Origin of the sequence: Brevundimonas staleyi (genome assembly GCF_041893865.1) — a bacterium.
Lineage (GTDB): Bacteria > Pseudomonadota > Alphaproteobacteria > Caulobacterales > Caulobacteraceae > Brevundimonas > Brevundimonas staleyi.
In genome coordinates this window covers 2,120,196-2,144,172 of sequence record NZ_CP169082.1, presented here as the reverse complement: position 1 = coordinate 2,144,172, position 23,977 = coordinate 2,120,196, and the positions used below count along the sequence as shown (strand labels likewise).

Genomic DNA, 23,977 nt, shown 5'->3' with positions numbered 1-23,977 from the left:
CGGAGGGATGGTCGGGCAGGACGCGCCACAGTCCGCCCGCCGATTCCCTGTCCCGCGGCCCTGAGGAATGACATGCGTCAACCCAGAGCTTCCGCGGCGGTTATGCCTAGAACCAGGCCCGGATACCCACGACCAGCCGGGTATCCTCCGAACTTCGCCCCTCGGCTTCCAGGAAGTCCGCAGTATTGCCGAAGCTCTTGGTCCACTCGACGCCCACATAGGGTGCGAACTCCTTGCGGATCTCGTAGCGCAGTCGCGCGCCCACCTGGAGTGACGACAGGCCCGATCCGACCGACAACTCGGGTATGTCCTCGGCCGAAAGCAACACCTCGGCGCGGGGCTGCAGAATCCATTTCTGCGTGATCCTCTGGTCGTACTCCGCCTCGGCCCGGGCCGTCAGCTCGCCCTTCGTGGACAGGAAGGCGGCGGCATCGACTTCGAACCAATAGGGCGCCAACCCCTGGATACCGACAACCAGATCGGTCCGGTCGCCTCCGTCGGGGCGATACGTCTGGCGCACGCCGGCCTGAAAATCGAAGAAGGGTCTGATGGCGCGGCTGTAGAGGGCCTGAAGCTCGGCCTCCTCCAGCCCGCCATCGAACTCACCCTCACCTTCCGATTTCCACCAGAAGCGATTGATGTCTCCGCCCGTCCAGCCCTGAACGTCGAAGCCATATGCCTCCTCGCCGTCCGAGAAGCTCGCTTCCAGCTGATCGATGATGACGGAACTGGCCCGTATGGCGCCGTTCTCGACGCGAAGCTGCTCGCGCGACGCCGCCATCTCCGCCGGATCAAACAACCGATCGGCGGCATGAGCCGGCCCGCTCGTCGCGCCGGGCGGCGGGGGTGTTTCGGGAGGACGCCCGGGATTGTTGGCGCTCGTGGGAACGTCCGGCGGCATCGCCATACCCGACATGTCGTGGCCCGGCGGCATCTGCCCCATGGTCGACATGTCGTGACCGGCCGGCATAGCCGGTGCCGGCTGGGCCTGCCCCATGGTCGACATGTCATGGCCGGCATGCGGATCGATTGGTGTCGGCTGGGTCTGCCCCATCGTCGACATGTCGTGACCGGCGGGCGTCGCCGGCGCGGGCTGGGTTTGCCCCATGGTCGACATGTCATGGCCGGCATGCGGATCGGTTGGCGTCGGCTGGTTCTGCCCCATCGTCGACATGTCGTGACCGGCGGTCGTCGCCGGCGCGGGCTGTGCCTGCCCCATGGTCGACATGTCATGGCCGGCATGCGGATCGGTTTGCGTCGACTGGGTCTGCCGCATGGTCGACATGTCGTGACCGGCCGGCATCGCCGGCGCGGGCTGGGTCTGCCCCATGGTCGACATGTCGTGACCGGCATGAGGATCGGGCGACGCCATCCGCTCTGGCACGGCCCCCGTCGGACAGACCGGCGCGCCGGCTGTGCCGACGCGGGCGGCGTCGGCGGTCGGCGCACCCCGGCGCACACACCCCGGCGGGAGGGGCGCGGCCTGGGTGGGCTGAGCCGTGGAGGCATGGCCGGCGTGGGACTGGGCCAGGGCGGGCGTCGCGGACGCCAGCATCAGCGGAACAAGGGCAACAGCGGTCCGGATCACGAAGCGACTCCATCCATGGGGCGCACGGTGACGACGTTGAACATCCCCGCGTGCATGTGCATCAGCATGTGGCAATGGAACGCCCAGTCGCCTGGATTGTCCGCCGTGAGATCAAAGCTCACCTTGGCGCCCGGCAGGACATTGACCGTGTGTTTGAGCGGTTGGTGGCCCGCCGGGCCGCCCGTAACGAGCTCGAAGAAGTGGCCGTGCAGATGGATCGGGTGAGCCATCATGCTGTCGTTGACCAGGGTCACTCGCACGCGCTCGTTGAGCTCGAACCGGAACGGCTCGACGCCGTCGCTGAACTTCTTGCCGTCGAAACTCCACATGAACCGTTCCATATTGCCGGTCAGGTGGATCTCCATGTTGCGGGACGGCGGACGCTGATCCTTATTGGGCTGAAGCGACACGAGGTCGGTATAGACAAGAACCCGATGGGGAACGTTCTCCAGGCCCGTCGGGCGCTCTCCCAGGCGATTGGTGGGAGCCATCGCGATAGAGTCCACGCCGACGCCGACCTCCATGTCCGGCGGCGCGTTTTCCGGATCGCGCATGTTCATGCCGCTCATGTCCATTCCGGACATCCCCCCGCCCGGCTGCGACCCCTGGGCCATACCCGCCATGCCCGCCATGCCAGACGCCATTCCAGGCATCGTGCTGTGATCCATCCCGGCCATGGGCTGTCCGCCCATCGCGCCGTGGTTCATGCCGCCCATGGACTGCCCCCCCATGGCGCCGTGATCCATCCCGCCCATGCCCATGTCCTTCATGGTCAGGTTGGGAACCTCGCGCAGGGCCGGAACCTCGGCGGTCATGCCCAGACGGGGTGCCAGGGTCGCCCGGCCCATGCCGGACCGATCAATGGCCTCGGACACGATGGTATAGGCCCGGTCTTCGGTCGGCCGGACGATGACGTCATAGGTCTCTGCGACCGAAATCTGGAACTCGTCGGTCTCGACCGGCCGCACGTTCTCGCCGTCGGCATTGACCACGGTCATGGCCAGGCCCGGAATGCGGACATTGAAAATCGACATGGCCGAAGCGTTGATGACGCGCAGACGCACGCGCTCGCCCGGACGGAACAGGCCGGTCCAGTTCTCCTGCGGACCGTGTCCGTTGATCAGATAGGTGTAGGTCGAGCCGTTGACGTCCAGGATATCGCGCGGGTCCATGCGCATCTCACCCCACATGCGCCGTTCCTCGAGGCTCATGCGGTCGTTGCCGTTCAGGAAGCCTGCGAGCGTCGTTCTCTGCCGGTTGAAGTAGCCGGGGCTCTGCTTGAGCTTCAGCAGGATGTCGTGGGGATTCATGAAGCTCCAGTCCGACAGGACGAGCACATGCTCCCGGTCATAACCGACCGGATCCGCCCCGGCCGGATCGATGACGATCGGGCCATAGTGCCCCAGCGCTTCCTGCAAACCGGAATGGCTGTGGTACCAGAAGGTCCCCGACTGAATGATCGGAAACTCATAGACGAAGGTCTCCCGCGGCTTGATCCCCGGAAAGCTGACGCCTGGCACGCCGTCCATCTGGAACGGCAGCAGCAGGCCGTGCCAGTGGATCGAGGTGTCTTCGTCCAGCGTGTTGGTCACGGACAGGCGGGCATTCTGACCCTCCCGAAGCCTGAGCACCGGCGCGGGTAGTACGCCGTTGATGGTCGTGGCGGTCGCCGTCCGTCCATTGACGGTGAAGGGCGAGTGGCCGATCGTCAGATCAATGTTCGGTCCGGTCAGGGTCGGCAAATCCGACCTCAGGCCCGGGCTGCCGGTCTGAGCCCATGCTGGCAGCAGGCCCGACAAAGCCAGCGCGCCGCCACCAGCGGCCGCTCCGCGCAAAAGGGCTCGACGATCGAGCGTCATTCGGTTCTCCTGGTTGTTCGTTGGCGGATCGCCTGCGCGACCCGTCTCTAAGGTTTACGCATCCCCCACCCCGGCCCCTCGTGACAGGGTGCCGCAGTCGGGGTCCGAGCGGGTTCAGGTCTCCGCAAGGCGCTCATAGCCGCGCGAGAATAGCCTTCATCTGAGCGATCTCTCGTTCCTGAGCGGCCACGATCTCGTCGCACAAGCTGACGATTTCCGGGTCTGACAGCGACGCTTCGCGGCACATCAGGATCGCACCCGAATGGTGCGGGATCATGGATTTCAAAAACTCTGTGTCGCCCACCGCAGCCTGGGTCCGCATGCCATAGAAGCTCAGCGCGAACACCAGCACCGCAGCGCCGCCGATCAGCAGATTGGTTCGTCTGGACGGGTACATCGAGCGCATGAAGATCAGCATCAGCAACGCCATCGGCGACACCATCATCAGCGTCATATAGACGTTGTTGAGATTCAGATAGAAATGATCGAGCGTCGCGATCATCGTGTACATCACCAGATACATGATGATGAAGTCCAGCGTCAGTTCGATCGCCAAAGAGCGGTAGCTGCCCTTCATGCCCTTCATGCCCTTCATGCTGTGCACGTCATGCGTGGGTGTCATTTTCCCTCTCCCGTTTTCTGCGGCCTGAGCTCCGACGAATCCGCCCGGTGCGTGTCATGACCCGCTGGATCGTTCCGTCGTTCGACATAATCCAAGGCTTTCGACTGCGGTTCCGCCCAATGAAATAAACCCGTTTCCTGCGTGTTCACGCGAGGGACGGACGCCCGGACTGCGTATTAGCTCCGGGACGCCTCCCTTCCCGTCAGTCACGCCGACCGCCTCAGAGTCTGACGGCCCGAAGCCGCAACGCATTGGCGATCACGCTGACCGACGACAGGGCCATCGCCAGCGCCGCCAGTGCCGGCGACAGCAACCAGCCGAACACCGGATAGAGCAGTCCCGCCGCGACGGGGATGCCCAGCGCGTTATAGCCGAAAGCGAACACCAGGTTCTGGCGGATGTTGCTCATCACCGCCTGCGACAGGTGACGCGCGCGAACGATCCCCTGCAGATCGCCGCCCAGCAGGGTGACGCCCGCGCTCTCGATCGCCACGTCCGAGCCCGCGCCCATGGCCACGCCGACGTCGGCGGCGGCCAGCGCGGGCGCGTCATTGACCCCATCCCCCGCCATGGCGACCACACGGCCCTCGGCGCGCAGCCGTTCGACCACAGAGGCCTTGTCCTGGGGCAGAACCTCGGCCTGGACCTCGTCGATCCCCAGCCGGCGGGCGACGGCCTCGGCGGTCGTGCGGTTGTCGCCGGTCATCATCACCAGACGCAGGCCTGCGGCTTTCAGCGCCTTGATCGCATCGGCCGTGGTCGTCTTGATGGGATCGGCGATGCCGAGAACCCCTGCGGCCCGGCCGTCCACGGCGGCGAAGATGGCCGTGGCCCCGTCGCCCCTGAGGGCGTCCGCTTCGGCTTCAAGCGCCGAGACATCCACGCCGAGCTCGGTGAGGAACCGCGTATTGCCCAGGGCGACCCGCTTGCCATCCACCACGCCGGAGACGCCGCGCCCGACCGGACTGTCGAACTCGGTCGCCTCGGACAGGGTGAGCTTGCGGTCCGTCGCGGCCGAGACGATGGCGTCCGCGAGCGGATGTTCGCTGCCCCGCTCCAGACTGGCGGCGAGGCGCAGCAGTTCGGCCTCGTCGAAACCGGACGCAGGCCGGATGGCGGTCACCGAGGGCCGCCCCTCGGTCAGGGTGCCGGTCTTGTCCAGCACCAGGGTGTCGACCTTCTCGAACCGTTCCAGCGCCTCGGCATTGCGGATCAAGACGCCGGCCTGGGCGCCCCGGCCGACCCCGACCATGATCGAGATGGGCGTCGCCAGGCCAAGCGCGCAGGGACAGGCGATGATCAACACCGACACCGCCGCGACCAGAGCATAGGACAGGCGTGGCTCGGGGCCCGCCAGCCCCCAGACCAGCGCCGCCACCAGGGCGATCACGATCACCGCCGGCACGAACCAGCCCGAGACCGTGTCGGCCAGCCGCTGGATCGGCGCGCGGCTGCGCTGGGCCTGGGCCACCATCTGCACAATCCGGGACAGCAGGGTGTCGGCCCCGACCTTGTCGGCCCGCATGACGAACGAACCGGTCCGGTTCAGCGATCCGCCGACCACGCTTGAGCCCGGCTCCTTGGTCACGGGCATGGATTCGCCGGTCACCATGGATTCATCGATCGACACGCGGCCGTCCAGGATCTCGCCGTCGACCGGCACCTGTTCGCCCGGCCGCACGCGCAGCCGGTCCCCGAGGACGACGCGGTCGAGCGTGACGTCCTCGTCCGTGCCGTCTTCACGCACGCGACGGGCGGTCTTGGGCGTCAGGTCGAGCAGGGCCCGGATGGCTCCGGACGTCTGTTCGCGCGCCCGCAGCTCGAGGATCTGACCCACGAGAACCAGGACGGTGATGACCGCCGCCGCTTCGAAATAGACCGGCGCGCTGCCGTCCGTTCGGCGGATCGCCTCCGGAAACAGACCCGGCGCCACCGCCGCCACCACGCTATAGAGCCAGGCCGCGCCAACGCCGATGGCGATCAGGGTGAACATGTTGAGCTTGCGGGTCCGCAAGGACGTCCAGCCGCGCTGGAAGAAGGCTGCCCCGGCCCACAGCACCACGGGCGTGGCCAGGGCCAGCTGGATCCAGTTCGACGTCTGGCCGGGGATCCGCATCGCCAGGCCCGTCAGATGTCCCCCCATCTCTAAGGCGAACACCGGCAGGGTCAGAACCAGCCCGACCCAGAAGCGCCGGGTAAAATCGACCAGTTCGTGATTGACGGGGGCCTCGGCCGTCACGGTCTCGGGCTCCAGGGCCATGCCGCAGATGGGACACGACCCCGGCCCCTCCTGACGCACCTCCGGGTGCATCGGGCAAGTATAGACGGCGCCGGGGATCACGGGCGCGGGTTCGGGTCTGTCGCCCAGATACTTGTCCGGATCGGCGACGAATTTCGTGCGGCATCCGGCCGAGCAGAAGAAATATTCGGTGTCCTCGTGCATGGCCCTGTGAGCCGTCGCGGCCGGATCGACGGTCATGCCGCAGACCGGATCGAGTGCCTTGCCGTCGGCGTCGTCGTTGGCACCGTGCGCACAGCAGGCGTGCTTGTGAGAGTTTGCGGCAGGGTTGGCGGAAGCTTCGGACATGGCGGCTCCTCCTGAGCGGAATGCCTCTCCCATATACCCATACAGGGTATATTGAAAGATACCTTCGTGGGGTATAACCACTCTGAACCGGAGTTGATCCATGCGAGCCGAAGCCAAACCGAAGATCATCAACCGCCTGAACCGCATCGAAGGTCAGGTGCGCGGCATCGTCCGAATGGTTGAGGATGACCGCTACTGTGTCGATGTCCTGGCCCAGATCCAGGCGGTCCGCGCCGCTCTGGCCCGGGTGGAGAGCGAGGTGCTCAAGGACCATCTCGACCACTGCGTGATGGGCGCCATGACCGGCGACGATCTGGCGGACCGCAAGACCAAGGCTAGCGAGTTGATCGAACTGCTCGGACGCGCCTCGCGCTAGGCTGGTAGCGTTGCAGCGTCAGGCCCGTCGACGAAACGGCTCCACCAGCTGACCGAGGTAGTGTCGCGGGTAATCCGGCTGATCGGACACACCGATCTCTCCCGCGCGAGGCGTCGCGCGTCCGCTGCGGAACGTCCCGAGCCAGTGATCCCAGACGCTGGTGAACAGGCCGAAATTAACGTCGCCCTCGGTCTGCGAGGCCAGGTGATGATGGCGGTGAGCGGGCGCTACGGCCCAGACGTAAACCAGCGGTCCGATCCTCATGTCCACGTTCGAGTGCTGCAGGATCAGCTGAATCGCCACCGCGAAGGCCACCAGCCAGGCGACGTCCTGGGGCATGCCCAGCAAAACCAGGGGCGCTGTGCCGGCCGTCAGTTCTATCGCCTGATGCAGGGGATGTTTCAGCAGGCCGTTGAACCCATACATTCGCTCGACGGAATGATGCACGGCGTGCAGCGGCCACAGGGCGGGAAGGCGGTGACTTGCGTAATGGGCGAGCGTGATGCCGAGGTCAGCCACCAGGATGGCGACGGCGAGCTGTCCCCACAGCGGCCAGTCCGACGGCCAGACGCCGAAGTCCGGAATGAGGCCCGATATCAGCGGCAGAGCCAGAACCGAAACAGCGATCGAGACCTCGTTGACGATCGCATGGGCGACATCCCGTCCCCGGTCTCCGTGCGGGCGATTCCAGACCGGTTCATAGGGGGCCAGTCGCTCTGCCGTGAACGAGACGACGAGCGCCAGACCCAGCAGGAGCCACAGGGCCCAGGGCTGGACGTTCCACTCGGTCAGGCCGACGGCCGCCCAGAGAAACCCGACGAAGAACACGGGCGCATAACCCAGGCGGATGACGAACCGGATCGCGGACATCGGACGCTCCCTTGCAATCCTATCCTGATGCCGTTCGGACGCGGCCTATTGAACGAAACGATTGTCCGGTGTCTGGACGACCTGGGCGGCCTGAAGCGGCGTCACGCCGAACATGCGTTTCATCGTTCTGCTGAGATGGGCCTGGTCCGCGAAGCCGCCCGCCAGCGCCGCCTCGGCCAGTCTCGCGCCGCTCGCCATGGCGCGACCGGATCTCTCCAGTTTCCGCCACAGAAGCCATTGGGACAACGGCGCCGATAACTGAGCCTGCGCAAGGGCGCGGAGCCTGGCCGGAGACAGATTGATCGCGAAGGCCGCTCGGGCAATGGCTCCAGGAGCCGGGTCTCTGGACGCGATCAACAGGGCCCATTCCAGACGCGGATCCAGAGACGCCTTCCTTGCGCCCAGGTCGGCCCTGAGTCTGTCGATGATCTGCTCCGCCGGGACATTGGGAAGGAAACGATCACACACCGAGGCCGGCGCCACGCCGGACTCGGCCGGAGCGATCAGCGCGACCAGTTTCGAGGCCAGCGGCGTGTGCGTCTCGAGATAGATGAAGAAAACCGCGCCTTGATCACACGTCACGCGGTGGCGAACGCGGGGCGCGAAGATGAGCGCCCTGCCCGACATCTCACGACCGTGGTCCAGCACCGCATGAACGCAGCCGGAGCGCGCCACCGCCAACTGAACCGCCACATGGGCATGGCTGTCATGATCCGCGGAAGGCCCCTCGTAAGCGGCCCAGCCGTCACCGAACGCGAACTCATGTCTGGAAGACGACGGCGGCATGGGGCGAAACATATCCGCTATGCCGGCATGGAGCCAAGAGCGGTGCGCAACGCGCTTCGAACGCCGAGACGAAGATCGCCGTCCACCTGTCAGCCTCCCGCACCATCGTCGCAGCCACACGGCTCTGGGACAAAAGGCCGTCACGCCCGATGACGGCCACGGTACGCCTCGCTCGGCGCATCGGTCCCACCGATTGGATCGGCAAACCCGGATCATGGCTCTGCGGCGAGGGATAAGCGGCGCTGCTGCGTATACCCATTGGGCAGGGCAGCTTCGGCCGTCCTTTTATTCGGGGCTGCACATGACGTCCATTTCGCCGGTGAGCGAAGGCTATCCCTCCGACCTGCGCGCTCTGACGAGCCTGCGGGCCTTTCTCGCCCTGGGCGTGGTGCTGTTCCACTACCAGCTCCAGTGGGACCCGGCTCTCGGCTTCAGCCCTATCATCGAGCGGAGCCGGCTGGCCGTCGATGCGTTCTTCTTCCTGTCGGGTTTCATCCTCGCGCATGTATATGGGCCGTCCTTCGCGGCCGGCACGTTCAGCTACAGGCGTTTCATCGTCGCGCGCCTCGCGCGTCTCTATCCGCTGCATCTCGCGGTTCTGGGCGGCGCGACGATCATGGTTCTTGGCGCCATGGTCGCCGGGGTGCGGTTCGACTCCGCCACCTATACGCTCGAAGGGTTCTTCAAGACCCTGTTCCTGATCCAGGCCTGGTTTCCAAGCGAGACGGGGTACAATTGGAGCGGCCCGTCCTGGTCCCTGTCGGCGGAGTGGTTCGCCTATCTGCTTTTCCCGGCCTATGCGCTCCTGGCCGTCCGGATGCGGCGACGTCCGTGGCTGCTGCTGGGCCTGGGCATGGTGGCCTATGTTGTCATCGATGGAGCCTATGGAGCGATCTTCGGCAAGGTGCTGCCGCGCGCCGAAGACGACATGGGTATCCTTCGGATCGCTCCAGCCTTCCTGATCGGCACGGCCCTTTACGGCCTCGGTCGCGGCACCCTGTGGCGTCCGGGCGTCGCCATCGCCGCCTGTGTCGTTTCCACCGGTCTGCTGCTGGCGGGCATGCAGCTGTCTCTTGACGACAGGATCATCGTCGCCCTGACCGCGCCGGTCGTCTTCAGCTGGTCCATGCTGGCCAAGACGCAGAGCGAAGGCCTCCTGGCCTCGCCTCCCCTGGTTTTCGCCGGCGAAGTCTCCTTCGCCCTCTATCTGGCGCATATGCCCATTCTGGTCGCCTACAAGGGGCTCGCAGCCGAGATGCGCGGGATAGACAGCGGCTTCGTCATGACACCCTTGGAATTGGCAGGCCTTTTCATTGTCACGGCGGCCGCTTCCGTCGCGCTGCACCTGCTGGTGGAGAAGCCGGGGCGATCATGGATCCGCCAGGCCTTCGAGCGTCGCGTCACGAAGTCTGTCGTGACCGCCGAGTGAACGCCGACGATGCGGAGGGTATTTTCCTTGAATGTCGCGGCGAGCTGACCGACCAGGCCTCTTGTGCCGTGCCCAGGGTCAAGGGGTCGTCCCGTCAGCTCACGTTCAGCCTGCGACTCCGATTGACCTGCTGACGGCTGGATCTGTTCCATCAAGCTCACCTTGACCGCTGATCGCACCGCCTCATCATCAAATTTGGGCGCTCCACCATAGCCTGAGCAGCGCCGAGATCAGATCGACGGAGATCATATGGACCCTCTGGCCTATCTGGATCGGATCGGCTTCTCTGGAAGGCCCAACGTTGATTTGGAGACATTGCGGAGACTGCACCGCCTTCATCTTCTGACGTTTCCTTACGAGAACATCGATATTCAATTGGTGCGGTTCGTCAGCACGGATCCGGCGGTCGCCTTTCGCAAACTGATCACGGATCGCCGAGGCGGCTGGTGTTACGAGATGAACGGTCTGTTCGGCGCGATCGTCGCGGCCTTGGGCTTTCAGGTGACCGGGGTACAGGCGACGACCTCTGCGCGCTTGGGGGGCGAACCCCTGCCCCACTTCGCCTTGGTCATCGATCTTGAGCTCCCTTACCTGGTCGACGTCGGCTTCGGTGACGGGCTCCTCGAACCTTTGCCGATCAAGGCGGGCGTCTACCGACAGCGTGACAAGCAATTTGGAATCGAGGCAACCAGGCCGAGCGTCTGGCGCTACAACAATCATCGCCTAAGCAGCGTCAAAAGCTTCGATTTCACGCTTTCGCCTGCCGACCCCGCCCGCCTCGCGGCCGACTCGCGACGACTACAGTCGGCACCGGATTCTCCGCATGTGCAAAACCTCGTCTGTCAACGGCACACGCGTTTTGGCGTCACCGTCCTGTTGGGCCGGGTGCTGTCTCGCGCGTGTTCTGAAACGCCGGACGTCAAAACCCTGGAATCCATGGACGAGTTCGTGTGGACGCTCGAGGAAGAGTTCGACCTGACCGTCCCCAAGCCCGCGAAACTCTGGGCCAGTGTCGGTGAACGTCACGCCCTGTTGTTCCCCCGTCCGCGAGTGTTCAGCACCCTGCCCGGTCTTCGTCCCGCAAACAGGTAGGGCGTCGGCGTCGCCTGCCAGCAAGGAAAGAGCACTGCGGCGTGATGAGCCTTCGTTTGCGCCTCTGCTGTTTCAGGTGGCCGAACCACCATTGGTGGTGGCATGGCGACGCCGATCAACGCGTCCACAGCCCCGATGACACGCCTTGCCCGATTCACGGGAGATGGATGACCTGCCGTTCTGGCCGCGCAGCAAGTCTCGCGAAAGGCTCAACTCCGACGACACTTCTGTGTTGCGAGGAGATGACATGACTTCAGCACCGGACGCCGCGCTATGTCGTTCGAACCGCGGGACATATCGCGACATCCGATGCCCTGTCACGGGAGGACGCTCTACCAGCGACGCTCGTGCTGTCGCTCGTGTCGGCGCGCTTCCCGGCGATGCTCGCGATCATGACGGCGGTGCGCTCGTCGATCCTGGCGATAGTGACGCTCGCGATCCTCGGCATAGTAGCCGTTGCCGCTGAAGTACCCATAGCCTTGGCGATAGTCATAATATCGGTTCGGCGAGCCGTAACGATTATCGTAGTACCCGTTTGGCGTGTCATAGCGCCTGTCTCTGTTGTAGTTTTGATGCCAGGGCGGCACCGGCCAAGGCCCCGACCGCGACGCCCACAGCTACATCCCTCCGATTGTCGTGTCGGTCGCGACCGTAATGGCCGTCCTGCGCGGCGACAGGGGTGGCGGCCAGCACGATCAGCGCCATGCTGCCTGCCGCCAAGGACTTGAGGATCATCATGGTCTGTTCCCTTTGTTGGACGACATCGGCTCAGAGCCGATCGAGCGTCCAAGTTGCGCCTCCCATCCTGAACGCCGCGAAGTCCGACCATTCATCCCGTGTTCATCGGTCGAACGCTGCCCGTCTTTCAAGAGTCTTCAGCGATCAGGGGCGCCTTCGGTGGAAGGCACCCCTACGGCCGCGCCTCGAATTCCAAGTCGTCTGTGTGGGTTGAGGGGGCAACCCGAGCAAATGCCGTCGTCACCGACATACTAGACAGCGGGTGTCTGGGGGATCGCGCCCAGATCGCCCGCACACCCTGTCGGCAGCAATCGGCGGCGTGCTGCGCTGGCTCGCCGCCTGCGGGCATTCTGCTGGGCCAATCCTTCCAATGCCCCGGCGGCTCCCTGCGAGCCAAAAGGGACGAGGCTGCGGTGCAGGCCCTGCGAGACAGCCGAGCCTCGGCCCTCGGTGTTGCCCACGACGCGGGGACGCAATGACGAAGGCCGACGACCTGACCCTGATGCATGCCGGTCGGCGATCCAGGCGAGGACGCACGACCTCCACATCCGTCCGGAGTCAATCGCTGCGGCGCGGCCGCGGGGTCGTTCAACCGGCTCGAAGCGTCCGTGTCGCAGGCCCCACCTCGCGATAATCCCCACACACACCAGACGACCAACTAAACCGTTGCAAATGATTTGCATAAACCCTAGAGCTCGACCGCTCTCGATTCAGAATGGTTCTCATGCGCAATCTTCTGCTCCTCTCCACGGTTTCGGCCCTCTGCCTCCCAGCTATGACGAGAGCCCAGGACGTCCGCCCCCCTGCGGTCGCGGCCCCGCAGACCGAAAGTGTGCACCTCGCCGACATCGTCGTGGTGGCACCCGACCGTCTGGCACAGATCGCGGGTGCCGTAACGCTGCTGTCCGCCGCGGATTACCGGCAGTCCCAGCCTTTTGCGCTGGACGACATCCTGCGCCGGGTGCCGGGACTGTATGTCCGGGGGGAAGAAGGCCTCGCGCTGCGGCCAAACGTCGGAATCCGCGGTCTGACGCCCATCCGCTCGACAGAGGTCCTGTTCCTGGAGGACGGCGTGCCGCTGGCCTATGCTCCATACGGCGACAACGCCAGCTACTACCATCCGCCGATCGAGCGTTTCTCGGGCGTCCAGGTGCTGAGGGGATCGGCCCAGATCGCCTTCGGCCCCCATACGGTCGGCGGCGTCATCAACTATACGACGCCGAACCCCAGCGAGGATCTGGAAGGCCGCCTTGTGCTGCGCGGCGGTAATCGGGGCAATCGGGAGGTCACCCTGCAAGCGTCCGACACAGTCGGAGAGACCGGCATCCTGGGGATGTTCACCCGCCGTGAAAGCGAGGGCAATCGCGACAATCAGGACCTGAGTTACGACGATCTGTTCGTGAAGCTGACCCGCCCAATTTCCGCCAGTCAGAACCTGACGCTGAAAGCGAGTTGGCTGCGCGAGGACAGCCAGGTCACCTATTCGGGCCTGACCGAGGCTGAATATGCCGCCGACCCTCGGCAGAACCCCTTCGGCAACGACCGGTTCGAGGCTGAACACATGGCGGCCTCAGCGGTCCACGCCTGGCGTCTGACGGACACGCTGCGGCTGACGACGGCTCTCTATGGAGCGACCTTCCAGCGTGATTGGTGGCGACAGTCGTCCAACTCGGGCCAGCGGCCAAACGACGCCTCCGATCCGGCCTGTGGCGGCATGGCCAATCTGAACACCACCTGCGGCAATGAGGGTCGTTTGCGCGACTACTACAGTTTCGGCATCGACAGCCGACTGGCCTGGGACTGGGCGACCGCCGGCCGTCTGGCGGGGCGGCTGGAAGCGGGCGTGCGCCTGCACCGCGAAAACCAGGAACGACTGCAGTGGAACGGCGACACCCCGACCGCGCGGCGTCCGGGCGTCGGGCGCAACGCCGGGGTCGTCGAGGACAACACCCGGCGCGCCACCGCGATGTCCGGCTTCGTCCAGAACAGCTTCGTCCTCGGCGATCTGACCATCACGCCCGGGCTTCGGCTGGAATCGATCGAGTTCGAGCGCGCCAACAATCTGCCGGGCGGCGGCCGGGGGCAAAGACGGATCGATGTCGCCATCCCGGGCCTGGGATTCGCCTGGTCCCGCGACGACCGGCTGACGGCCTTCGCGGGCGTCCATCGCGGCTTTTCCCCGCCCCGCGCCGAGGACATCATCACCAACACCGGGGGTTCGGTCGAACTGGACGCCGAGCAGAGCACCAACTGGGAAGCTGGCCTGCGCGCCCGGCCCGCGGCCGGCGTGGCCTTGGAGGCCACGGCCTTCCGCATGGATTTCGACAACCAGATCGTGCCCAGTTCGGTCGCCGGCGGGGTCGGCGCGACCCTGACCAGCGCGGGCGAGACCCTGCACCAGGGGCTTGAGTTCGCCGGCCGCTTTTCGTCGGCCGAGGCCTTCGGCAGCGAGCTGGACTGGTATGCCGATGCGACCCTGACCTGGGTGGCGCAGGCCGAGTATGTCGGTCGCCGCTTTTCCAGCCTCTCCGGCTTCGGCGCCGTCAGCGTCACGGGCAATCGCCTGCCCTATGCGCCCGAGTGGTTCGGGCGGGCCGCCTTCGGCGTGAGGGCGCCGAGCGGACTGCAGGCCGAGGTCGAGGTCGTTCAGACGGGCGAGATGTTCGCCGACGACCTGAATACGGTGGCTCCCACGGCCAATGGCCAGCGCGGACTGATACCGGACGCCACGGTCATCAATCTCGCGGGATCCTGGGCCTTGCCGAACACTTCGGTGCGGCTGCTGGCCCGGGTGCGCAATGTGGCGGACCGAACCTATATCATCGACCGCGCCCGCGGCATCCTGCCCAACGAGCCCCGGATCGTGCAGATCGGTGTGGAGTATGCCTTCTGATGGACAATCCCAAAAGCCATGTGCGGGTCTTGGGAGGCCGCGCTTCAAATGTGTGCCCAAGGCGCATGGTCGCCACGCCATCGGCGGATCGTCCGGCCTGCCATCAAGTGTTTATGCCTGTGCGACACTCTGCCTGAGTGGGCGGCGTTCCCGAATCCGTCCCCTTCGTTCCGGGCCGCGCGCTCCCGTTGCCTTTCGCGTTCGGCGCGTCACACATTCGCTCCGCTGACACGGCGGCTGCATCCGACTGCGACGCACCCGGCATCCGACGCCGTATCGGCCGGCGGCGGCTCTACGGCCGGGTGATGTTGGTTTACGCCCCGCGGGGGCAAACCCGCTACCCCCTTGCATAGACCCGTCGGTCTGCCGCACACCCCCGCACTAAAACCCGCGTTCGGGCTGGGGCCTCTCCGTGACGGGTCCCCGCGTGCTGTCAGACGGCGGGGACCGCTCGCGACGACCAGTGGATGTGCTGGATGCGCCAGCTGCCCGACCCGCGCATGAGGACCATCGTCTCCATCGTCAACCGGCTCGTGGCGCTGTTGCCCGCCTGCCCCGTGGTGCTTCCCTCGGTGAGGATCCAAGCGGTGTCCCCGTTGGCCGAACCGAAGCGGCGGGTCACGGTTGACACTGACGCTCCAGCATAGGCCGCGTCGGCGCCCAGATGGAACGCGGCGTATTCGGCGCGCGACCGCTCGGCCCCGCCTTCCTCGAACACCAGCACATCCTCCGTCATCAGCATCAGGGCGGCGTCGGTGTCGCCCGCTTCCAGGGCGGCATGGAAGGCATCGACAACGGTCGCGGCGGCCTGGGCCTCGGGCGCAACATCCACCACTGGGTCCCCAGCGGCCTGATCGACCGCGCGGACGGGTGAAGCAGCCAGCAGTAGCAAGGCCGCGGCGGCGAGGAGAGGACGAGACATGAGGAGGCTCCAGAACGCTTTCGGAAGAGCCTAGCCGTCACATGCCACCCATGTCAGCCCTCGTCCACTCAAACCCCAGTCACATCCCAGACGGCGTGATCGTCTCGGCCGCCGCACGGCAGGCCTGTTCACAGCGGCGACAATGCTCCGCGCAAATCCGGCAATGCTCGTGCATCTCGGCATGGTGTTCGCACTCTGCGGCACAGGCGGCACAGGCTTCGGCGCACACCTTCAGCATCCATTTGATCACCGCCTCGTTGCTGCCGGTCCGGCGCCCCGCGACCGCGGCGGTGGCCGCGCAGACATCGGCGCAGTCCAGATTGAGCCGGATGCACTGGCTGAGGTCCGCAACCATGGCTTCGCCCAGACAGGCGTCGGCGCAGATCCGACAGGTGGCCGCGCAGGCGTAGGTCTCCTCGATCGCCCGGATGAGCGTGTCGTTGGTGTTGCCCTGAACATGGGGGTGGCTGCCGATCATCGAAGCAATGTGCATCGTTCTGTCCTTCCAATATGACGATGCGGGATGAACCGGTCGTCCTACACGAGGTTCCGGTTCATCACCTCCTCGTGTCCATACGCATCCCGGCTTCGCGCTTGAACAACCGTCTTCGCCGTGGGGTGGACGCGGGAAGATCGGGGTTCCAACCTGATAGGCACGACCCGAATGGGGCCTCGTCGTTCGTCTCGTTCCACAGTCCCGCACGCCTGCCGCTCATGCCGTCAGGCTCGATCACCTCAAGGCTAGAGCCATCATGAAACTGTTCACGAGCGACATCGTCGTTGATGCGCCGCCGGAAAACGTCTGGGACATCCTGGCCGACATCCCGGCCTATCCCGGCTGGAACCGGGCCACGCGGATCGAACCGGACCGCTATAAGCCCAACGAGATCACCTATGGAATGACGGCGGTCCGGCCCAACGGCCAGGAGTTGTCATGGCGGCTGACCGGGCGCCTGCTCGAGCGCCGCAAGCCGGACCCCATCACATGGCGGCTGGGCATGAGAGGTTTCGTCCTCCTGAACATGGCCTACGCCCTGACACCGCGCGGGAGCCGGACCCACGTCCTGTTCTCGGCCGAGGTCAGCGGGCTCATTCCGCGCGTCTTTCCGAACTATTTCCCCAACCTCCTGCCCGGGCCTATGGCCGGCACCCTGCGCGACCTGAAGCGCCGCGCCGAGACCGGTGCTCGCCGGTCGGCCCCGCCTCCGACGACGACCAAAAAGCCGCGACATGGTGGCCCTCCGCCCCGTCGGCGGTGACGCCAGTCCTGCCGCACGCCACCATGACAAAGCCGTGCCTGGCTCGTCCCAGTCGGCTAGCGGCGACGCATCACGGCCCAGGTGAAGGGCTGAAGCACGCCGCCGGGCGAGCGGTGCGCGTCGCGCCAGACATCGTGAGGCGCGAAATCACCCCCGAACTCGGCCACGAGACCTGGGCCGTCATAGCGCCGGACCGGCAGGCCGCTGCACCGCTCCGGTCCATCGGCGGCGAAGGTGGCGACGACCAGCCAAGCCCCCGGTGCGGTGGCTTGACGGAGGGCGGCCCGATAGCCGTCGCGCTGCGCCGGTTCCGTCAGGAAATGGAACAGGGCCCTATCGTGCCAGACGTCAAACCGCCGGTCCGGTCGCCAATGCGTCACATCGGCCACGACCCAGTCGACCTGGGCGGCGCGCGGCCCCAGCCGCGCCCGGGAGGTCTCCAAGGCCGAGGCGGCATATCGACCACGGTCAGATCGGTCGCTCCGTGGTCCAGAAGATGCTCCACCAGCCGCGAGGACCCCGCCCCGACATCGACCAGGGTCGCGCTGGAAGGAATTCCGGCCAGCGCGAGCGCCTCCAGCGACGCGCGAGGTTCGGGCTCGAACCAGCCCACCGCGTCTGAATCGATCGCGCGGTAGACGCGGTCCCAGTAGTCGGGCCCGAGAAATCCTGGCGCGCGCTTTGGCAAATCAGGTCTATCCATCGAATTTGCCTTTCGCATCGATCCCGTAATCCCAGCGATGCGCGGTGTCTCCGTGCGCCCGTGGATCTCGGACTGCAAGTGGATCGAGGCGCCGCAGGACCACAGTCGCTTTCAGACGTCCTACGACACGTTCGATAGCGTGCTGCCTCTGCGGCATCGCACCTCCAAGCCTGGCTTCAGCCGCCCGATCCAGGCCAGCGATCATGTTTCTCATCGATCACGAAGGGATGCGCGTGAGTGGCGCCGCGGCCCCTCCCCGCCTCCTCTGTGAGATGCGGATCGCCCGGTTCCAGCTCGGGATGGCTATGAACAAGAGACTCGGGGTCCTGGGCCGGCCAGATCCGCAGGCCGAGCAACGCACCCGCGGCGCAAAGCGCCGCCAGCACAAGAAACGCCGCGCGAGGATCGGCCTCGGCGCTGACCAGTCCCGCCACGGGATAGGCGATGAGCCAGCAGGCGTGGGACAGAGCGAACTGCGCCGCGAACAGGGCCGGCCGGTCCTGTGCCGTCGAGGACCGCCTGAGCGCCCGCCCCGCCGGGGTGATGGTCAGGGAGTAGCCGAATCCCATGATCACCCACAGCCCGATCAGCACCGGATAGCGGACCGCGACCCAGGCTCCGGCCAGCAGGACCGTGGTCATGACACCGGCCCCCAGTACCATGGCGGTCCGGTCCGACATCCGGTCCAGCAGGCGCGGCAGGACCACGGCCGCCGTCATCGACCCGCCGCCGAACGCCGCCAGCGCCCAGGCCGTGGCCTGTTCCGACAGGCCGAACTGCGACTGAACCAGAACCACGGTATTGACGAACACCATCGCCCCGCCCGCCGCCGTGGCCAGGCTGATGGCCAGAAGGCCCCGCAGGCGCGGCGTGAGGGCGAACAGCCGCAAGCCCCCTGTCAGCCTTTTAACGAAGGGTTTGGGCTGAATCCGGCTCAGTGCCGGCAGGCTGGCCCCGACCACGAACAGGGCCGACACCACGAAACCCAGGGCCGTGCCGACGAACAGGTTGTTGTAGCTGATGACCGCCAGAAGCAACGCCGCCAGCACCGGGCTGGCCACGCTCTCCAGGTCGGCCGCCAGCCGCGACAGCGACAGGGCCTTGGTGTATTCCGCCTCGTCGGTCAGCAGGTCCGGGATCATCGCCTGGAATGCCGGGGTGAAGGCGGCCGAGGCGACATACAGCACCGTCATCAGCCCATAGACCTGCCACGGCGCGCTGACGAACGGCAGGCTGACGGCCACCCCCGCCCGCACGACATCGAGCGACACCAGCAGGGTCTTTCGCGGCAGGCGCGCCGAAAGGGCGCTGGCGAACGGGGCGACCCCGATATAGGCGATCATCTTGATCGCAAGGGCCGCCCCCAGCACCTGGCCTGCGTCCGCCCCGGCCAGGTCGAAGGCCAGCAGACCCAGGGCGACCGTGGCCATGCCGGTCCCGAGCAGGGCGGCGACCTGGGCCGTGAACAGGTTGCGATAGGCGGCGTGGCGTAGCGGCGAAAACATCAGCATCTCTCCTCAAGGGTCGCCGCGTCGGCCGAACATGCCCCGTCATCGGTCCGATCGGACCGATGACGGGACGGGATCGGTCAGACGACCCGCTTGACCTCGCTGTAGGCGCCTTCGGTAATCAGGGTGATGGTCACCGGCGCGCCCGTGCGGTTGCGCCAGAACCAGCCGTGGCTGCCGGTGAACACCGCCGTCAGCGTGTCCTCGACCCGCTGCTCCGAGCCCTTGTCATAGCCGTGGTAGGACGTGCCTGGCCGGTCGGCGTGGGTGTCGTAGTTGACCCGGCCACCGCTGCTGGACCAGCTGTAGCGGACCGTGGCCCCTTCCTGCATCACCAGCTTGATCTCGGCGCCCTGATCGGGCTCCAGAGTCAGGACCGTCCGGTCCGACCGCGTCCCGGCCTGGGCCGCCGCAGCCGCCGGAGCTGCGCCGGCGGTCGCAGTCGCATCCGTCGATGGGGTGATAGGTCTAGAGTCCAGCGCGGGAACCGGCCCCGCGGCCGTGGCTGTCCCGCCGGCTTCGGCGGCCTCCTCCGCCGCGGCTTCGGCGGCGAGTGACACCTTGATCCGGCCCATCTCGGTCAGACCGAACACGGAGCCGACGCGGGTCGGATCAATCCCGTATTCGGCGGGCATGACGACCGTGACGAGAAGGCCTGCGGCGATCGCGGCGGCGATGCCGGTCGATTTCAGCAGCTTGCCGGTAGAGGGCAGTTCGGAGGCGGTGGGCTTGTTGGCATTGTACATGGGTCAGTCTCCGATCAGAGGACGAAATAGCCGACGAGCTGATAGCCCGTCAGGACGAAACCGAGGGTCATCAGGACGACGTTGGCGACATAGGCATGCCGCCAGAAGCTGCCGGTCTTCCGCCAGAACCCCATGGCGATCAGGATCGCGCCCAGAGCCAGTAGCTGGCCCATCTCGACGCCGATATTGAAGGCCACAAGGTTCACGAACAGGCCGTCGGGGGCCATGTTGAAGTCCTGCAGCTTGGTGGCGAGGCCGAAGCCGTGGAACAGGCCGAACACCAGGGTCGCGGCCTTGGTGTTGGGCTGAAACCCTAACCATCGCTGGAAGGCGCCGAGATTGTCCAAGGCCTTGTAGACCACTGACAGGCCGATGATGGCATCGACCAGATAGCTCGACACGCTCACATCCATCAGCACGCCCAGCAGCAGGGTCGTGGAATGGCCGATGGCGAACATTGTCACATAGATGGAGATGTCCTTCATCCGGTAGAGGAAGAAGATCACCCCGAACAGGAACAGCAGGTGGTCGTATCCGGTGACCATATGCTTGGCCCCAAGATAGACGAACGGCCAGAACACGATGCCGGACGTCTCTTGAATATAACCCTTATCGCCTTCGGCTACGCCGTGGGCGAGAGCCTGGGCGGTGACGCCGTCGATCAGGAAGAACAGAAGAACGGCGAACGCCGCCGTCGCGGGAGATTTGACCCACGACCAGGGGTCGGGGCGGTAAGCCACTGTCATGATGACCTTTCCAAGGGTTGGGTTTGAAGGTTTGGACGGGGACGGCCGCATCAGCGAGCCCCCCGTTTGGGACGGAACGGCAGGTGATCCAGCCAGGCCGGACGCGGACGATCGCTCGGCCGGTCGCGGCCATGCACGAGGCTGTAGAGCGCGGGCAGGACCAGCAGGGTCAGGATCGTCGAGGAGATGATCCCGCCGATCACGACGGTCGCCAGCGGACGCTGGACCTCGGCCCCGGCCCCGACGTTGAGCGCCATCGGCACGAAGCCCAGACTGGCGACCAGGGCCGTCATCAGCACGGGCCGGAGCCGGGTCAGGGCTCCCTCGCGGATGGCCTCGGGAACGGGCTTGCCCTCTTCGATCAGCCCTCGAATGAAGCTGACCATCACCACGCCGTTCAGCACGGCGACGCCGGACAGGGCGATGAAGCCAACACCTGCCGAAATCGATAGCGGAAGGCCACGCATCATCAGAGCGGCCACCCCCCCGGTCAGCGCCAAAGGCACGCCGGAAAAGACGATGGCTGAGTCTTTCCATGACCGGAACAGGGCGAACAACAGGCCGAAGATCAGCAGCAGGACCGCCGGCACCACGACCTGAAGCCGCTTGGCCGCCGAAATCAGTTGCTCGAACGTGCCGCCATAGGTGACCCAGTAACCGGCGGGCACCTCGACCTCGGTCTCGATGCGCTGCTGCACCTCACCTATAAAGGAGCCCAGATCGCGGTCGCGGACGTTGGAAGTTACCACGATCCGGCGCTTGCCGTCCTCACGACTGATCTGATTGGGACCGACCGTGAGCGCGATGGTGGCGACCTCGGCCAGGGGCACGAACTGGCGCGCCTGTCCCTCGCTCGCCGGCAGGGGGACCTGCAGGCGACCGATCGCGTCGGTGTTGGACCGGATATCCTCAGGCAAACGGACGACGATGTCGAACCGCCGGTCGCCCTCGAATATCTGGCCCGCCGTCGTGCCGCCCATCGAAGTCGAGATGACCGACTGCACGTCGTTCACACTCAAACCCAACCGGGCCATGGCCGTTCGGTCCGGCGTGATCTGCAGCACCGGCAGACCCGTGACCTGTTCGGTCTGAGGATCGGCCGAGCCTTCGACGCTCGCCACGATGGTCTCGATCTCGGCGCCCAGCCTCAGCAGTTCGTCCAGGTCGTCGCCGAACACCTTGATAGCGACGTCGGCCCGCACGCCCGACAGCAGTTCGTTGAACCGCATCTGGATGGGCTGGGTGAACTCATACTTGCTGCCGGGAATCTCATTCACGGCGGCTTCCAGTTCCGCCACCAGTTGTCCGCGTGGTTTGCGCGGGTCCGGCCAGTCCTTTCGATCCTTCAGCATGATGAAGTTGTCAGCGACCGAGGGCGGCACCGGATCGGTGGCGACCTCGGCAGTGCCGACTTTGGCGACCACCCGCTCGACCTCGGGAAAGGCCACGATCTTGGCCTCCAGAGCAGTCTGCATCTCGATGGCCTGGCTCAGGCTGGTGCCGGGGATACGCAGGGCGTGCATGGCGATGTCGCCCTCGTCGAGGTTCGGGATGAACTCAGACCCCATCCGCGATGCCCCGAATCCCGCGAGCACGACCAGGAAGACTCCCAGGCCGATCATCAGGAACCTTGTCTTCAGCGCGAAATCGAGCGCCGGTTGATAGCCGACCCGCGCCCAGCGCATCAGGAAGCTGTCCTTTTCCTCGACCTTGCCAGTGACGAACATGGCCACCGCCGCCGGCACGAAGGTCAGCGAGAGCAGCAGGGCTGCCGTCAGGGCGATGACCACGGTGATGGCCATCGGATGGAAGGTCTTTCCTTCCACCCCGGTCAGGGCGAAGATCGGCACATAGACCAGGGTGATGATCATCACCCCAAACAGCGAGGGTCGGATCACCTCGCTGGAGGCCGTGGCCGCCAGCTCGAACCGTTCTTCCCGGCTCAGCACGCGACCCAGACGATGCTGGGCCTCGCCGAAGCGACGCAGGCAGTTCTCGACGATGATGACGGCCCCGTCGACGATCAGGCCGAAGTCGAGCGCACCGAGACTCATCAGATTGCCCGAGGTTCCGGTCCGCACCATGCCGGTGATGGTCATCAGCATGGTGATCGGAATGACCGCCGCCGTGATCAGGGCCGCGCGGATGTTGCCCAGCAGCAGGAACAGCACGACGATGACCAGCAACGCGCCTTCCAGCAGGTTCTTCTCGACGGTATGGATGGCGCGCTCGACCAGGTCCGTGCGGTCATAGACCGGAGAGGCCGTGACCCCATACGGCAGGGCGCGCGCGGCTTCCTCCAGCCTGACGGCCGCTGCCTGGGCGACGACGCGGCTGTTCTCTCCGGCCAGCATCAGGACCGTGGCGAGCACGGTTTCCTTGCCGTTCTCGGTCGCGGCACCCGTGCGAAGTTCCTCGCCCATGCCGACGTCGGCGACGTCGGCGATGCGGATCGGCACACCGCCCCGCGTCGAGATGACGACATTTCCGAGGTCTTCGGTGGTCGAGGCCTGACCCGGAACCCGGATCAGATACTGTTCGCCGTAGCGCTCCACATAGCCCGCCCCGACGTTGGCATTGTTGTTGTCCAAGGCCGACACGACCTCGGCCATGGTCACGCCATAGGCGGACAGCCGCTGGGGATCGGGCGTGACGTGATACTGACGCTCATAGCCCCCGATGGTGTTGACCTCGGTGACGCCCTTGGTGTTGCGAAGCTGCGGTCGGATCACCCAGTCCTGCAAGGTCCGCAGATCCTCGGTCGTATAGGGCTGACCGTCGGGACGGCGGGCGTCAGGCGCGGCGTCGATCGTGTACATGAAGATCTCGCCCAGGCCCGTAGCGATGGGACCCATCTCCGGCGTGATGCCGGGCGGCAGCTGGCTGAGCGCGTTCTGCAGCCGCTCGTTGACCAGCTGACGCGCGAAATAGATGTCGGTCCCGTCCTCGAAGATGACGGTGACCTGGCTCAGCCCATAGCGCGAGACCGAGCGGGTGTACTGAAGCCCCGGCACGCCCGCCACCGCCGTTTCGACGGGGAAGGTGATGCGCTGTTCGGCCTCCAGCGGCGAATAGCCGGGGGCCTCGGTGTTGATCTGGATCTGGACGTTGGTGATGTCGGGCGTGGCGTCGATCGGCAGACGCTGGAAACTCCAGACGCCGACCGCGCAGGCGATCAGGACCAGCGCCATCACCCCCCAGCGGAAGCGGATCGACAGCGCGATGATGCGTTCAAGCATGGTCTTCGCGCCCC

General features: G+C 65.9%; 19 protein-coding genes. 5 read left to right on the top strand and 14 right to left on the bottom strand.

Annotation, left to right across the window (positions count from 1 at the left end; translation table 11 throughout):
* Nucleotides 1-106: 106 nt before the first annotated feature.
* From ACETK8_RS10855 to ACETK8_RS10840, 4 genes are all read right to left on the bottom strand, one after another.
* Nucleotides 107-1,588 carry a copper resistance protein B gene (locus ACETK8_RS10855; protein ID WP_289648228.1) on the bottom strand — a complete coding sequence of 494 codons (1,482 nt, stop codon included), beginning with the start codon at nucleotides 1,586-1,588 and terminating at the stop codon, nucleotides 107-109.
* Nucleotides 1,585-3,447 (bottom strand): copper resistance system multicopper oxidase, encoded by a 1,863-nt coding sequence (locus ACETK8_RS10850; RefSeq protein ID WP_289648226.1) that lies wholly within the window; start codon nucleotides 3,445-3,447, stop codon nucleotides 1,585-1,587. The genes ACETK8_RS10855 and ACETK8_RS10850 overlap by 4 nt, the downstream gene beginning before the upstream one ends.
* A 133-nt stretch (nucleotides 3,448-3,580) precedes the next feature.
* Entirely contained in the window at nucleotides 3,581-4,069 is a 489-nt protein-coding gene (locus ACETK8_RS10845; RefSeq protein ID WP_289648224.1) for a DUF305 domain-containing protein, read from the bottom strand.
* Nucleotides 4,070-4,289: 220 nt separating this feature from the next.
* Nucleotides 4,290-6,656 (bottom strand): heavy metal translocating P-type ATPase, encoded by a 2,367-nt coding sequence (locus ACETK8_RS10840; protein WP_289648222.1) that lies wholly within the window; start codon nucleotides 6,654-6,656, stop codon nucleotides 4,290-4,292.
* Nucleotides 6,657-6,756: 100 nt separating this feature from the next.
* Here ACETK8_RS10840 and ACETK8_RS10835 point away from each other — a divergent pair, with 100 nt between their 5' ends.
* Nucleotides 6,757-7,032 (top strand): metal-sensitive transcriptional regulator, encoded by a 276-nt coding sequence (locus ACETK8_RS10835; RefSeq protein ID WP_289648220.1) that lies wholly within the window; start codon nucleotides 6,757-6,759, stop codon nucleotides 7,030-7,032.
* Nucleotides 7,033-7,050: 18 nt separating this feature from the next.
* Here ACETK8_RS10835 and ACETK8_RS10830 read toward each other — a convergent pair whose 3' ends face one another.
* Both ACETK8_RS10830 and ACETK8_RS10825 read right to left on the bottom strand, forming a co-directional pair.
* Nucleotides 7,051-7,902 (bottom strand): sterol desaturase family protein, encoded by an 852-nt coding sequence (locus ACETK8_RS10830; protein ID WP_289648218.1) that lies wholly within the window; start codon nucleotides 7,900-7,902, stop codon nucleotides 7,051-7,053.
* A 45-nt stretch (nucleotides 7,903-7,947) separates the two neighbouring features.
* On the bottom strand, nucleotides 7,948-8,688 hold the full coding sequence (locus ACETK8_RS10825; RefSeq protein WP_374035979.1) for a helix-turn-helix domain-containing protein: 741 nt from the start codon (nucleotides 8,686-8,688) through the stop codon (nucleotides 7,948-7,950).
* Nucleotides 8,689-8,989: 301 nt separating this feature from the next.
* Between ACETK8_RS10825 and ACETK8_RS10820 the strand changes: the two genes are divergently transcribed.
* Nucleotides 8,990-10,117 (top strand): acyltransferase family protein, encoded by a 1,128-nt coding sequence (locus ACETK8_RS10820; RefSeq protein WP_289648215.1) that lies wholly within the window; start codon nucleotides 8,990-8,992, stop codon nucleotides 10,115-10,117.
* A 249-nt stretch (nucleotides 10,118-10,366) separates the two neighbouring features.
* Complete coding sequence (locus ACETK8_RS10815; RefSeq protein ID WP_289648214.1) at nucleotides 10,367-11,209, top strand: arylamine N-acetyltransferase family protein; 843 nt, start codon at nucleotides 10,367-10,369, stop codon at nucleotides 11,207-11,209.
* A 543-nt stretch (nucleotides 11,210-11,752) separates the two neighbouring features.
* On the opposite strand, the gene ACETK8_RS10810 is transcribed toward ACETK8_RS10815, so the two are convergent.
* Complete coding sequence (locus ACETK8_RS10810) at nucleotides 11,753-11,947, bottom strand: hypothetical protein (RefSeq protein WP_289648211.1); 195 nt, start codon at nucleotides 11,945-11,947, stop codon at nucleotides 11,753-11,755.
* Between the two features lie 832 nt (nucleotides 11,948-12,779).
* Here ACETK8_RS10810 and ACETK8_RS10805 point away from each other — a divergent pair.
* Nucleotides 12,780-14,840 carry a TonB-dependent receptor family protein gene (locus tag ACETK8_RS10805; RefSeq protein WP_289648210.1) on the top strand — a complete coding sequence of 687 codons (2,061 nt, stop codon included), beginning with the start codon at nucleotides 12,780-12,782 and terminating at the stop codon, nucleotides 14,838-14,840.
* A gap of 433 nt (nucleotides 14,841-15,273) precedes the next feature.
* Here the strand turns inward: ACETK8_RS10805 and ACETK8_RS10800 are convergent, their stop codons facing one another.
* Together ACETK8_RS10800 and ACETK8_RS10795 are read right to left on the bottom strand one after the other, a co-directional pair.
* Nucleotides 15,274-15,762 carry a YybH family protein gene (locus tag ACETK8_RS10800; RefSeq protein WP_289648208.1) on the bottom strand — a complete coding sequence of 163 codons (489 nt, stop codon included), beginning with the start codon at nucleotides 15,760-15,762 and terminating at the stop codon, nucleotides 15,274-15,276.
* 79 nt (nucleotides 15,763-15,841) lie between these two features.
* Nucleotides 15,842-16,255, bottom strand: a complete 414-nt coding sequence (locus ACETK8_RS10795; protein ID WP_289648206.1) for a four-helix bundle copper-binding protein — start codon at nucleotides 16,253-16,255, stop codon at nucleotides 15,842-15,844.
* A gap of 259 nt (nucleotides 16,256-16,514) precedes the next feature.
* Between ACETK8_RS10795 and ACETK8_RS10790 the strand changes: the two genes are divergently transcribed.
* Nucleotides 16,515-17,021, top strand: coding sequence for an SRPBCC family protein (locus tag ACETK8_RS10790; RefSeq protein WP_289648204.1), 507 nt, complete (start codon nucleotides 16,515-16,517; stop codon nucleotides 17,019-17,021).
* 56 nt (nucleotides 17,022-17,077) lie between these two features.
* On the opposite strand, the gene ACETK8_RS10785 is transcribed toward ACETK8_RS10790, so the two are convergent.
* From ACETK8_RS10785 to ACETK8_RS10765, 5 genes are all read right to left on the bottom strand, one after another.
* Nucleotides 17,078-17,464, bottom strand: a complete 387-nt coding sequence (locus ACETK8_RS10785) for a class I SAM-dependent methyltransferase (RefSeq protein WP_289648202.1) — start codon at nucleotides 17,462-17,464, stop codon at nucleotides 17,078-17,080.
* Nucleotides 17,465-17,900: 436 nt separating this feature from the next.
* Nucleotides 17,901-19,229, bottom strand: a complete 1,329-nt coding sequence (locus ACETK8_RS10780) for an MFS transporter (protein ID WP_289648200.1) — start codon at nucleotides 19,227-19,229, stop codon at nucleotides 17,901-17,903.
* 83 nt (nucleotides 19,230-19,312) lie between these two features.
* The gene (locus ACETK8_RS10775; RefSeq protein WP_289648198.1) at nucleotides 19,313-19,978 is read right to left on the bottom strand and encodes a transmembrane anchor protein; all 666 of its coding nucleotides are present in this window, start codon (nucleotides 19,976-19,978) and stop codon (nucleotides 19,313-19,315) included.
* Between the two features lie 14 nt (nucleotides 19,979-19,992).
* Nucleotides 19,993-20,724, bottom strand: a complete 732-nt coding sequence (locus tag ACETK8_RS10770) for a HupE/UreJ family protein (RefSeq protein WP_374035978.1) — start codon at nucleotides 20,722-20,724, stop codon at nucleotides 19,993-19,995.
* A 50-nt stretch (nucleotides 20,725-20,774) separates the two neighbouring features.
* Nucleotides 20,775-23,963 (bottom strand): efflux RND transporter permease subunit, encoded by a 3,189-nt coding sequence (locus tag ACETK8_RS10765; RefSeq protein ID WP_289648194.1) that lies wholly within the window; start codon nucleotides 23,961-23,963, stop codon nucleotides 20,775-20,777.
* Between the last annotated feature and the right edge of the window lie 14 nt (nucleotides 23,964-23,977).